Below are 12686 nucleotides of genomic sequence, written 5' to 3'. Positions count from 1 at the left end.
CGCGGGAAACAGTTAATGACGAGTGCCGTTTCGTTCCCGTCGATATGCAAGTACGCGAGGAGCGGCTCAAAGACGATCTTCTGGCGAACGGGTCGTTCGGAGCCGTTGACGTGGAGACGGGTCGTGGTCGGACCGTGCTAACGGGGTCGGAGGCGGACGAACGAGCGAGAACACGGCTCGTGGAGACGCTCGAATCGAACGGCATGGACGTACGGATCGACCCCGTGGGCAACGTCGCCGGCCGGTGGACACCGCCGAGTGCCGACCCCGATGCCGACCCCGTGGCGGCCGGAAGCCACCTCGACAGCGTGCCGGAAGGCGGGATCTTCGACGGCCCCCTCGGCGTATACGCGGCCGTCGAGGCCGTCCGCGCGATCCGGGACGCCGGGTACGAGCCGAAACGCCCGATCGACGTCGTCTCATTCACCGAGGAGGAGGGTGGGCGGTTCGGTGTTGGACTGCTCGGATCGTCGGTTGCGGGCGGGCATCGAACCGTGGAGGAGGCTCTCGAGCTGGAGGACGATGGCGACACGCTCGGTGAGCTGCTTGCCGAGATCGGGTTCCACGGATCAGCCACGATCGCTCCCGAGCAGTGGACTGCGTGGCTCGAACTGCATATCGAACAGGGGACGGTGCTCGAACGCGAGGGCCTCCCGGTGGGGATCGTCAACGCAATCACGGGGATCACGAACTGCCGCGTCGAGATCCGAGGCGAAGCCGACCACGCAGGCAGCACCCTGATGAACGAACGGACCGATGCACTGGTCGCCGCCGCCGAGTTCGTCGAGCGGACCGACGAGATCGCACGCGAGATCACCGCCACGGACAGCGAGTTCGTTGCCGCGACGGTTGGGGAGCTTGATGTGAGCCCCGGCGCACGAAACATCGTGCCGGGCCGGGTTGCGCTGTCGATGGACGTACGCGACGTGGACCGGTCCGTGATGGATGATGTGGTGACACAGGCCCAGCGACGGCTCGCCAGACTCGAGACCGACCGGGGAGTCGACACGGAGCTCGACAGGTACCGGACACAGGACGCCGTCGAGATGAGCGACCGGTGTATGGACGCGCTCGCCGCCGCCAGCGATCGCTACGGGGTCGATCGGCTGCAGCTCCCGTCCGGCGGCGGTCACGACACGATGAATCTCGCGCACGCGACGGATGTCGGACTCCTGTTCGCCCGGTCACGGGACGGGATGTCCCACTCACCCCGTGAGTGGACCGACTGGGAGGACTGTGCGACCGCCGCGCAGGTACTCGCCGGGGCACTCGTAGAGCTGACGGACGCCGACCGGTGACCGACTCGGACCGGAACAGTCGTCGCGTCAGGGCTCGTACTCGACGGGAGTCGACCACGACACCTCATCCACGGCGTCGTCGATCGCCACGTCGAGCAGCCCCGACCGGACGAGGGTGTCGACGTTCCGCAGATCGTCGGTGAGCACCCGGTCGCCGGCGAGTTCGGGAGCCACGTCCCGAACCGCGGCGTGGGCCGCCGCCGTGCCGGTTCCCAACTCGAGATCTCCGAGATGCTCGGCTGCTTCGGCGGCACAGATGAGCTCTATCCCGACCACCTGCCGCGTCCGTCGGAGCACGGTCCGGGCGTTCATCGCGGCGGTGGCGCTCATGCTGACGTGGTCCTCTTGGCCACCCGAAACGGTCGCGTTGTCGGTGGCTGCTCGTCCAACACTTCGACACTCCGCGACGAGGGAGGCGGCGGTGTACTGCGCGATCATCAGCCCGGACTCGACGCCGGATTCTGCGGCCAGAAACGGTGGTAGATGGTCCTCCTGGAGGTTCGGATTGAGCAGGCGGTCGACTCGTCGCTCCGCGACGGCTGCCAGATCCGTGAGCGCGGCGACCAGATAGTCGAGTCGGTGAGCGAGCGGCGCGCCGTGGAAGTTCCCGCCGGAGACGACCGCGGCGTCGTCGGTCCCCGACGCCCGATCGTCGAGTGCTCTGCGCGGAAAAACCAGCGGATTGTCCGTCGCGCTGTTCAGCTCGATATCGACCGCCTCCCGCAGGTGGTCGACGGCGTCGCGGACCGCACCGTGGATCTGTGGGAGACACCGGATCGCATACGGGTCCTGCACGCGGTCGCAGTTGCGATGCGACTCTACCACCTCGCTGTCGCTCGTGAGACGTCGGACGATCCGTGCGGACGTGGCCTGCCCGGCGTGCTGGCGGACGTCGTGGATCGGTTCGGCACATGCGGCAGTCGTTCCCATCGACACCTCGGTCGTGAGCGCGCCGGCGGCGTCGGCTGCGCGGCAGACCCGGTCCGCATCGTGGACGAGAAGCGCGGCGACGCCAAGCGTGAGCTGCGTCCCGTTGATGAGCGCGAGTCCCTCCTTGGCGCAGAGCTCGACCGGCTCGAGCCCTACCTCGGCAAGCGCCGTCGCCCCGCCGTATCGCTCGACGCTGACGGCGGTCGACTCGCGTCCGGCACCCGATCGATGTCCGGCGTCTTCGGCAACGCGCTCGACGTCAGCGTCCCCCTCACCGATGAGCACGAGCGCGAGATGAGCAAGCGGCGCGAGGTCGCCGGACGCGCCGAGACTTCCACGTGCGGGAATGACAGGGTGGACGCGTCGGTTGAGCATCGCGACGAGAAGGTCGACGACATCGAGACGGATCCCGGAGTAGCCTTTCAACAGGGCGTTTATCCGCGTACAGATCAGCGCACGGACGAGCTCGCGCGGGAGCTCCGGCCCGAGTCCGGCCGCATGACTTCGTAGGAGGTTCGTCTGGAGCTCCGCGAGTCGGTCGGGCGGGATGCGTTCGTCCACGAGTTCGCCGAACCCCGTGTTGACGCCGTACACTGGGTCCCCGACATCGAGGATCCCGTCGACCCGGTCGCGGGCCTCGCGAACGCGCTGACGCGCCGGCTCCGCAAGCTGCACGGGTTCGTTCTCCCGGGAAACCGCAACTACCTCCGCGATCGTCAGCGTCTCGCCATCCAGCGTAACCGTCATTGGTCGTTCCTCTCCCGGGCGTCAGTCCCTCTCCGGTCGGTGGTCTCGGATCGGGGTATGCCGCCGTTCCGTTCGCTGACGTCGACCCGGCGAACGCCCGGATCGCGAGCGTACGCGAGGTCGCCGCCGACGAACGCGAGTTCGACCGGCGACTCGTCGAACCGGTACGCGACGTGCGCGTGTGACGGTGCGGTCAACACGAGCAGGTCTCCCGGCGCACCGGGTTTGAGCGTCCCGGAGCCGGCGGGAACGACGTCGTCGGGAACTCGGGGGTCGTCGGCACCGAGCGCTATCCCCCCGGCGTACGAACACGCGCGGACCGACTCGGCCGGCGACAGCCCCATGCCGACCGACGCGAGCGTAGCGGCGAAGCTCGCTCCCGGCGCGTAACAGTTCGGATTGAAATCAGTGGCGACGGCGACCTCCGACCCGGCAGCGAGAAAGCGCCTGGGGTCCGCGTAGTCGGTGCCGAGTGCGAACGCGGTCCCCGGAAGCAGCGTCGGAACCACTCCGGCGTCGGCGAGCGCGGTCGCATCCTCGTCGGTCGCCTGCAGGAGGTGATCCGCGCTAACCGCGTTGCTGTCGGCCGCGAGCTGTGCACCGCCGATCCGCTCGAACTCCTCGGCGTGAATCGTCGGCACGAGCCCCGCGTCCGCACCAGCCTCGAGCAGACGACGGGAGTCGGCGACGGAGAAGACGCCGGCCTCACAGAACACGTCACAGAAGACGGCGTCGTCGGCGACCGCCGGGAGCTGGTCGTCGATGACGTGGTCGACGTACGCGCTCGCCGAGTCGAACGCCGGAGGGGTAGCGTGTGCCCCCATGAACGTCGGGACGAGCCGGACGGGGTGCCGCTCGCCTGCCAGCGAAACGACCGCCAGCATTCGCGCTTCTGTCTCCGGGTCCAGCCCGTAGCCGGATTTCACCTCGACGGTCGTTGCGCCCGCGGCGAGCATGACGTCGAGTCGGTCGAGGAGCTCCTCGAGGAGCGTCTCCGTCTCCGTCTGCCGGGTCGCACGAACCGTTCGAAGGATCCCACCGCCCTCGTCCATGATCTCCTGGTAGCTCCGCCCGCGGAGCTTGGCCGCGAACTCGTCGGAGCGGTCACCCGCGAACACCGCATGGGTGTGGCTGTCGACGAACCCCGGGAGGACGGCCCGTCCGCTCGCGTCGACCGCGTGAGCTGCGTTCGCTGGCGGATACTCGCGGACCACCTCGTCGGTGGGGCCGACGGCGACGACCGCACCGTCCGCGACGGCGACGGCACCGTTCTCGATCCGGTCCAACACGGCGTCGGGGTCGTCCGGCGGCCCGTCGCCGCCGGGATGGGGAGGGGCGCTCGTGGCGTCTTCCGAGTCGGCAACGTCGCTGATCGACGCCGTTCGCGTCGCAGGTCCGACGACCAGCTCGGTGGCGCTGTGAACGACGCAGTCGAGTCGGGTCATGTACCCACCTCCGTACGGTGCCCGGAACGCTTTTTCGCCGCTCGACTGATATCCGCAGCATGGAGCGGATCCACGTCAACCCCGCGGCGCTCAAGGACGCCAACGAGATCGGGTACAACCACGCGATCATTGCGAACGGCGAGTTCTACATGGCCGGCCAGGTCGCGATGAACGCCGACGGAGAGGTCGTCGGCGACGACGTCGCCACGCAGGCGCGGAAAGCCTACGAGAACGTCGAGATACTGCTCGAGACGGTCGGAAAGGAGCTGTCGGACGTTACCAAAGTCACCACCCACATCATCGAGCCACACGAGCGATATTTCGACGGCTACAAGGAGGTTTACTGGGAGACGTTCGAGGAGCCGTACCCCTGTCATACGGTTCTCGGGGCACACCAGTTGGCTCACGAGGAGTATCTGCTCGAGATCGAGATCGAACTCCCGTTCACCGAGCGAGACGTCGCCGCGATCGAACCCGACGGCGAGGAGATCGTTCGTATCTCCTGACGCCGCCGTCGAGCCTGCCGTACGAGCACGCGCGATGCAGTCGGTAGCGACGGTCACTGTTCGTTCATCGGCACGTGGACGTCCGACCGTGCCGCCTCCTCGAGCGCTTCCTCGTACCCCGCGTCGGCATGCCGGATGACGCCCATCCCGGGGTCGGTGGTAAACACGCGTCTCGCTTTTTCCGCGGCGAGATCGGTCCCGTCGAGCACGACGTGGTTGTTTGCATGCAGTGAGTTCCCGATCCCCACGCCACCGCCGTCGTGGACGGAGACGATGTCCGCGCCCGCGGCAGTGTTCAAAAGTGCGTTGAGGATCGGCCAGTCGGCGACCGCGTCGGTGTCGTCCCGCATCGCCTCCGTCTCACGGTTGGGGCTCGCGACCGATCCCGCGTCGAGATGGTCGCGAGTGACGACGATGGGTGCCTCGATCTCCCCGTCAGCCACGAGTTCGTTGATGCGGAGCGCGAACCGCGCACGCTCGGTGAGCCCCTCCTCGTCGGTCTCGTAGCCGAGCCAGCAGACGCGAGAGGGGAGCCCCTGGAACTGCACCTGCTCTTGGGCCAGCTCGATCCACCGTCGAAGCTGCTCCTTCTCGGGGAACAGTTCGAGGATCGCCTCGTCGGTACGGTAGATATCCTCCGGGCTCCCCGAGAGCGCCGCCCACCGGAACGGCCCCTTCCCGCGACAGAACTGCGGCCGGATGTACGCGGGGACGAACCCGGGGAACTCGAACGCGTCCTCGACGTCGCGCTCCGCACGAACCTGCCCGCGGATGTTGTTACCGTACTCGAAGGCGATCGCTCCCTCCGCTTGCAGCTCGAGGATCGCCTCCACGTGCCGAGCCATCGTGTCCAGACTCTCCTCGACGTATCGGTCCGGCTCCGTCTCCCGGAGGTCGTCCGCCTCGTCGACGGTGTACCCGGAGGGGTAGTACCCCTCGAGCGCGTCGTGGGCGCTCGTCTGGTCGGTCACCACGTCGGGCACGAACCCCCGATCGATCAGCGCTTCCAGCAGATCCGCCGCGTTCAGATGCACGGCGACGCTGTACGGCTCGCCGTTCTCGGCGGCGGTCTCGGCACGCTCGATCGCCTCGTCGAGATCCGACGTTTTCTCCTGACAGTAGCCGGTTTCGATGCGCCGGTCGATGCGCTCCTCGTCGACCTCGGCGGCGATACAGACGCCGCGGTTCATCGTGACCGCAAGCGGCTGCGCACCGCCCATGCCGCCGAGTCCGCCCGTGACGACGATCCGCCCCTCGAGGTCCGCCTCGCCGTACTCCTGTCGGGCAAGCGCCGCGAGCGTTTCGTAGGTTCCCTGAATGATCCCTTGCGTACCGATATACGCCCAGGATCCGGCCGTCATCTGGCCGTACATGATCTTCCCCTCGGCTTCCAGCTCGTGGAAGTGCTCCCAGTTGTCCCAGTTACCGACGAGATTCGAGTTGGCGATCAACACCCGCGGCGCGCGCTCGTGCGTCTCGAACCGTCCGACCGGCTTGCCGGACTGCACGAGAAGCGTCTCCTCGTTGCCGAGCGCACGTAGCTCGTCGAGGATCGCGTCGTAGGCGTCCCACGACCGGGCCGCGCGACCCGTCCCGCCGTACACGACGAGATCCTCCGGCTTCTCGGCGACCTCGGGATCGAGGTTGTTGTTTAACATTCGAAGTGCCGCCTCCTGCCGCCACCCCCGACACTCCGTGTCAGTCCCGGTCGGCGCGCCCTTGTAGCGTCGCCACTGCTCGCTCGGTTCACCGATGCCGCCCGCTGAGCGGTGTTGCTGTTCGCTCATATGCTATGGTGTGTCCTCACAAGCAGAAAAGTACGATCGCCGTGCGGAGTAGGGTTTATATACATCGGTCGGAACTACCGGACATGTTCGAGACGACGTTCAGGATCGGGAACGGCGGCGAGCCGATCCCGACTGCCGGTCGGGCGGTCCGGGTCGATCTCTGGTGTAACGACCACTGTGATCTCGTCCGTGCGGTTGGGGACGACGCGCCGGCGGTCGTCGCGGACATCGACGCGACGATAGGGGTGGCCGATCGAATCGTCGACGGCGAAGAGCACGTCGTGGTGACGGACGGCTGTCTGGCCACACACCGATCGGACAACGTCGAACGATACGTCGGTTCCCACGGATGTCTCCTATTACCCCCGCTGCAGTACACGGACGGCCAGCGGGTCTGCCGTATCCTGTCGCTTGACGCGGGCGCGCTGAGCGAGCTGTACGCGGAGCTTCTCGACGACGGCTACGACGTAACCGTGCAGTCGAAGCGAAGCGTCGAGTCGGTCAGGAGCGACGCCCCCGTACTCGATCCGGCGGGGCTCGTTCCCGAACTGACGGCGCGTCAGCGGGAGGTGTTGCTCGCTGCGATCGAGCGCGGGTACTACGAGATTCCGCGGGAGACGACGACGGCCGAACTCGCGGACAGCGTCGGCGTCGAGCGACGCACCGTCGAGGACCACCTCCGACGGGCCGAACGGAAGATCGTGGAGGCGGTACACGAGTATCTGCAGTGACGGGATCCGGAACTGCGGATCGGACGTGCACGCTCGGGACGACTACAGCATACCGAGCGCAACCAGCCCGTGGGTCATCGCGGCGATCACGGGCACGAGGGTGACATCCTCCGCGCCGTGAACGGCGCGGCTTCCCGGCGTGGGAATACCAGCTAATCGCTGGCAGAGGGTTCCGACCCGAATGCTCCGAGCGTCATCTGCTGAGGTGAGCTCTGCTCGGAGTGGATCATGGCGCTGTCACAGGCGCTCCCGTCCCGTGAGATGTCATCGCCCGCCGATTTCACTGGCAGGCTCTCACCCCACGGGTCAAGGCGGTCTGCAATGTTGACCGCCGCGTTGATATCTGCGTGATACTCCGTGACCCAACACTCCTCGTTCGTACACCGGAACTCGTCGCCATTGCGGGAGCCAACGTGTTGGCAGGCGTGGCAAATCTGACTAGTGTACTCCGGCCAGACGTACTCGACTGGAATCCCGGCCTCGCGCGCCTTGGCCTCAATCCGACCTTGGAGACGAGCGAACGCCCAAGCGTGGAGACGGCGGTTCATCCACTCGCCGTAATCCAGGTCTTCACGAATGTCCGAGAGGTCTTCCAGCACTACCACTGGCTTCTCGAACCGTTGAGCGTATCCGATAGCCTGCCGGGACACCTTCTCGACAATATCGCTGAGTGCGTTCTGATAGTGGTCGAATCGCTCGTCAATGCGCCACTGAGCGGCATCGCGTTCTTGCAGGCGCGTGAGTGTCGTGAACATCTCTTTGCGAAGGTGGCGGGCGCGGCCACCGTTCACGAGGAGCGGGTCACTCGGAGAACCGTTCTCGCAGGCACAGCCCGCGAGCAAATGTGCTTCGCCAATGTCGAAGCCAACTGGTGTCACCTCATCGTCGGCACTGTCGTAGTCGGGTTCTTGCGCCTCGTAGTCGACGGTGACGTGGAGTTCCCAACTCGTGCGGTGACGCTGGAGGCGGAACTCTCCCAGGTCAACACTCTCTTGGAGCAAATCGTGCCAGAGGTCTGCCTGCGCGGGATTAATCCGCACCGGCAACCAGAGGTGGTAATCCTCGTGGTGTGGGATCTTGACGTACCACTCGATAGCGTTCTCGGGTTGGTGGTCAAGAGTGAACCCCCGTTCGGTGAACCGTACTGGATGATCGTCTGCAAGTCCGTCAGCGTCGTAGCTGTCACCGCAAAGTTGTGGGACGTAATTTTTGAGGGCGTCCTTGGCGTAGCTGGACAGATCGTACGGTGTCACGATGTCGTTGACGGCACTCTTTGACTCACACCCGGCGTCGAATGCTTCAGCCAGCGCATCACGGTAAGCCGCCACCGTCTCACCGAGTTTACGCTCTTTGTGCTGAGTCGGCGGAGCGAGTGTAGCCTGCAACGTTTTAGTGACTGTCGCAGCCATTGACCCTACAGTATGGACAAAGGGCGTAAGGCACATATGTGTTACGTATGTATGCATAAATATGGGGAAGACAGTGAAGTTTGAAGTGAGTGATGAACAGCACGAGAAACTGACTGATCTGAAAGACCAGCGTGGCTACACCTGGAAAGGACTCATGTTAGAAGGAGCAAAGTGCCTCGAATCGTAGCCATGTGGGGTATTCAGACAGTCGGAGCTTTAAGAAAAGTCAACAAAGCGTACGCGATTCCTTCCCGGTCTGAAGGCCGGGATTTCCTCGCTGAAGGAAGATGAATCCGATCAGAAACGCGATGACGAACTTTCCGATCGGTCCGGAACGCAACTCGACCAGATCAACCTCCCGGATCGTCTGTGCGTCCGCCTCGTCAGGTGCCCGATACGTCTCCTGATCCTCCCGTTCCCAGACGTCTGGTTCGAACATGTACGTCCTTGTGTGTACTTGACTCACACGATACTGCAGGTGCCGTATGGCGTATATATTAAGTCAGACGATTCGAGCCGTCCGTTATCACGATGCGCTGTACAGACACCGAATCGGGGATCCGAGTGGACGATCCCGGAGAGTCCGGAGCCCGTCCCTGCCGCCGGAGCCCGTCCCCGCCGCCGGAGCCCGTCCCCGCCTCGTGTCCGTTTCGATGGAACAGTGCGATCCCGTACGTTCTCATCCCTCGACATCGGGCAGTCGCGTCGCGACGAGGGCGGCAACCCCCGCTATGACGCCGAGAGCGACGAACAGCTCGTCGAAGAAGCCGCGGTCGGCGATCGCACCGAACGCCACCGGACTCCCCGCACCGATCGCGAAGACGGTCGTCCTGAGGATGCCGAACCCGGTTCCCTCGGCGTCCGCGGGCAGTTCGGCGACCAGGTACGACTCCGTCGACGTCTCGAAGCCGAGGAGCCCGCCGAGCAGCACCGACACGACCGCCAGCCCCCACACGCTCTCGACGATCGGCAGCGCCGCGAGTCCGACCGCCGCGACGACGACGGGGAGGTAGGTGTACCGGACGTTCAGCCGGTCGTAGATCACGCCCGACAGCGGATGGACGAGCGCAGTCGTCGCGAAGTACAGCCCGAACAGCGTGTTTGCCGCCAGTGCGGAGAGTCCTTTCGACTCCACGAGATACGTCGGGTAGAAGCCGGTGAACGCCTGCCAGACCGAGATGCCGAGCACCAATGCGACGGTGCCGAGGACGACCGGTGGTCGGCGGAGCGCGTCGGTCACGTACCGAAGCGTGTCGGCCGTCAGCGAGTCGACGGCGCTCATCCGATCGGGCGGCTGCGAGGGGACGAGCAGCCACAGCCCGATCGCCACAACGCCGAGGACGGGGATGACGGCGCCGAAGCCGACCCGCCAGCCGGCGGTGACCGCTATCAGTCCCGCGACCGGCGGGACGACCGCCTGCCCGACTTCAGGTGCGGCGTTCGACAGTCCGATGGCGGTGCCGTATCCCTCCGGATACGTGCGAGCGATCGCGGTGAACCGTGCGATAGCGTAGAAGCCAACCGCGAAGCCGAAAGCTCCGGTCGCGACGAACAACGCCGCCGTCGACCGGCTCACCACCACGAACAGTAGCGCTCCGGCCGACACCGAAGCCGAGAGCGTCAGCGTCGATCGCTCCCCGACACGATCCGCGAGCACGCCCCCCGGTAGCTGGCCGAGTGCGTACGCCGCGAACAGCACGGACAACAGGAGACCGGCGGTCGCCAGGTCGAGCCCGTAGGTGGTCCGAAGCTGTGGCAACAGCGCGGGATACACGGTCCGACCGCCGATCGTGACCCCCCAGCCGAGCGCGATGACGAGCAGAATGCGACCCCGGCCGTCCCCACGGAGCCGCCGAAGCTCACTCGCCGCCGACCGGATAGCACCGCGGATCACGGCCCCTCCGGCGCTGTCACGCCGCCGATCATCGGCGCTCGTTCGGCCGGCGTCGTCGCTCGTTCGGCCGGCGTCGTCGCTCGTTCGGCCGGCGTCGTCGCTCGTTCGGCCGGCGTCGTCGCTCGTCCGAGTCCGGTCGTCGGTTGCAGTCGTCTCACTGATCCGTTGTCTCGCTGTCGGCCGCGACTGATCGACGCCCCGGAGCACGTAAAAAATCGAGCGTTCCGGGGAACGAGGATGCGGCAACGACCCACATACCCGACTTGCGGAACGACCGCCGACGAGCCCACACACGTGATCGAAAACCGTCGATGATGTGTCTGTGACATTCGCTGGTGCATCCGAAACCGACTCAGCGCCGCCACCGACGTATTCTTCTCCGGACGGTCGTCACGCCGCGTGCCACACTGGCGACCCACCGCATCGGAACGCTCGACGGGAACGCGAGCGGGCCAACTCGCGAGGTCGCGACCGTCCGGGTGGCGAGGAATCGTGACACGCCCTCGGGGCCGTGGCGGCGGCCGAGCCCGGAGTCGCCAATGCCGCCCATCGGTGCGTCGATGGCCGACCAGCCGACGACGAAGCCGTCGTTGACGCAGACGGTGCCACAGTCGATCCGCCGGGCGACGGCCCGCCCGCGCTCCCGGTCGCCCGTCCAGACGCTCGCGTTCAGCCCATACGGCGAGTCGTTCGCGCGCTCGACGGCCTCCGCCTCGTCGCTCACGGGCGTGACGGTGACGACGGGCCCGAACGTCTCCGCGCAGGCGATCCGGTCGGCGTGGTCGACGCCGGTGAGTATCGTCGGCTCGTACCAGCAGGGGCCGACGTCGGGGCGAGCTCGCCCGCCGGTGACCACGGTTGCGCCGTCGTCGACGGCCTCGCGTACGAACTCGTCGACTCGGTCGCGATGCGCCTCGTCGATGAGCGACCCTACGTCGGGGCCGTAGTCGAACGCGTGCTCGAGCGTCAGCGAACGGGTTTCCTCCACCAGGGCGTCGAGAAACGCCTCGTATCGGCGTTCGTCGACGTAGATCCGCTCGGGCGCCAGACAGAGCTGGCCCGCGTTCGTGAACGCCGCTTTCGCGGCGCCGCGAGCGGCCTCGTGCACGTCCGCGTCGTCGAGCACCACCAGCGGATTCTTCCCGCCGAGTTCAAGCGAGCACCCGATGAGGTTTCGGCCGGCGCGCTCGGCGACGGTGCGCCCCGTCTCCGTCCCGCCGGTGAACGCAACGTAGTCGACCTCGTCGATCAGCGCCGGACCGACGGTCGCACCCTCGCCCGTCACCACCTGAAACACGCCCGGAGGGACCCCCGCCCGTTCGAGGAGGTCGGCGAGCGCGAGCGCGACGAACGGCGTTCGCTCGTCCGGCTTGCAGACGACGGCGTTGCCAGCCATCAGCGCGGGCACGGCGTCGGTCATCGACAGCGTCAGCGGGTAGTTCCACGGGGAGATGACCCCGACGACGCCGAGCGGGTCGGCGGTTACGACCGCGTCCGTCACGAGCGGGAACGCCCCCCTGCGCCGGTCGTCCGCCAGCACGTCCGCCGTGATGTCGGCGTAGTACGAGCAGGTCGACGGCACGTCGAGCAGCTCCTCGAACGCGTGGCTGCGCGCCTTGCCGGTCTCGAGTTGCACGAGGTCCTGAAGCGTCTCGCGGTTGGCCGTTACCAGATCCCCGAACCGTTCCAAGACGGCGGCGCGTTCGCTCACGGACGTCGCCTCCCACGCACGCTGAGCCTCGCGGGCGCGAGCCACGGCCGCCGAGACGTCGGCCGGCGTGCTCGCCGGGACTGATGCGAGCGTCTCGCCCGTAACCGGCGTTCGAACAGCGATCGACGACTCCGCGTCGGCGACGTGGACCCGCCCAGCGAGCTCGTCTAACCGGCGCGGAGTGACGGAGGTGTTCGCAATGAGGGCCGACGAGGATGTGTTCGACAT

General features: G+C 66.5%; 11 protein-coding genes. 3 read left to right on the top strand and 8 right to left on the bottom strand.

The window, feature by feature from the left end; all coding sequences use genetic code 11:
- Window positions 1-44: 44 nt before the first annotated feature.
- Window positions 45-1298, top strand: a complete 1254-nt coding sequence (locus ACYQ0R_RS14650; RefSeq protein WP_459825219.1) for a Zn-dependent hydrolase — start codon at window positions 45-47, stop codon at window positions 1296-1298.
- A gap of 27 nt (window positions 1299-1325) precedes the next feature.
- On the opposite strand, the gene hutH is transcribed toward ACYQ0R_RS14650, so the two are convergent.
- Window positions 1326-2975, bottom strand: coding sequence for a histidine ammonia-lyase (gene hutH, locus ACYQ0R_RS14645; RefSeq protein ID WP_459825216.1), 1650 nt, complete (start codon window positions 2973-2975; stop codon window positions 1326-1328).
- Entirely contained in the window at window positions 2972-4420 is a 1449-nt protein-coding gene (gene hutI / locus ACYQ0R_RS14640) for an imidazolonepropionase (RefSeq protein WP_459825213.1), read from the bottom strand. The genes hutH and hutI overlap by 4 nt, the downstream gene beginning before the upstream one ends.
- A 59-nt stretch (window positions 4421-4479) precedes the next feature.
- On the opposite strand from hutI, the gene ACYQ0R_RS14635 reads away from it, so the two are divergent.
- The gene (locus ACYQ0R_RS14635) at window positions 4480-4926 is read left to right on the top strand and encodes a RidA family protein (RefSeq protein WP_459825210.1); all 447 of its coding nucleotides are present in this window, start codon (window positions 4480-4482) and stop codon (window positions 4924-4926) included.
- Window positions 4927-4979: 53 nt separating this feature from the next.
- On the opposite strand, the gene hutU is transcribed toward ACYQ0R_RS14635, so the two are convergent.
- Window positions 4980-6713, bottom strand: a complete 1734-nt coding sequence (gene hutU / locus ACYQ0R_RS14630) for a urocanate hydratase (RefSeq protein ID WP_459825207.1) — start codon at window positions 6711-6713, stop codon at window positions 4980-4982.
- Window positions 6714-6796: 83 nt separating this feature from the next.
- Between hutU and ACYQ0R_RS14625 the strand changes: the two genes are divergently transcribed.
- On the top strand, window positions 6797-7444 hold the full coding sequence (locus tag ACYQ0R_RS14625; RefSeq protein WP_459825204.1) for a helix-turn-helix domain-containing protein: 648 nt from the start codon (window positions 6797-6799) through the stop codon (window positions 7442-7444).
- 152 nt (window positions 7445-7596) lie between these two features.
- Here the strand turns inward: ACYQ0R_RS14625 and ACYQ0R_RS14620 are convergent, their stop codons facing one another.
- From ACYQ0R_RS14620 to ACYQ0R_RS14600, 5 genes are all read right to left on the bottom strand, one after another.
- Window positions 7597-8853, bottom strand: coding sequence for an RNA-guided endonuclease TnpB family protein (locus ACYQ0R_RS14620; protein ID WP_459825201.1), 1257 nt, complete (start codon window positions 8851-8853; stop codon window positions 7597-7599).
- A gap of 226 nt (window positions 8854-9079) precedes the next feature.
- Window positions 9080-9292, bottom strand: a complete 213-nt coding sequence (locus ACYQ0R_RS14615; RefSeq protein WP_459825199.1) for a hypothetical protein — start codon at window positions 9290-9292, stop codon at window positions 9080-9082.
- 240 nt (window positions 9293-9532) lie between these two features.
- A complete protein-coding gene (locus ACYQ0R_RS14610; protein ID WP_459825197.1) occupies window positions 9533-10747 on the bottom strand; it encodes an MFS transporter in 1215 nt (404 codons plus the stop codon).
- The gene (locus ACYQ0R_RS14605; RefSeq protein WP_459825194.1) at window positions 10744-10905 is read right to left on the bottom strand and encodes a hypothetical protein; all 162 of its coding nucleotides are present in this window, start codon (window positions 10903-10905) and stop codon (window positions 10744-10746) included. Before ACYQ0R_RS14605 ends, ACYQ0R_RS14610 begins: the two co-directional genes overlap by 4 nt.
- 194 nt (window positions 10906-11099) lie before the next feature.
- Entirely contained in the window at window positions 11100-12686 is a 1587-nt protein-coding gene (locus ACYQ0R_RS14600) for a succinic semialdehyde dehydrogenase (RefSeq protein ID WP_459825192.1), read from the bottom strand.

This window comes from Halorubrum luteum (genome assembly GCF_054652935.1).
The sequence above is the reverse complement of the archived record's forward strand: the minus strand, read 5'-3'. Positions and strand labels throughout refer to the sequence as shown.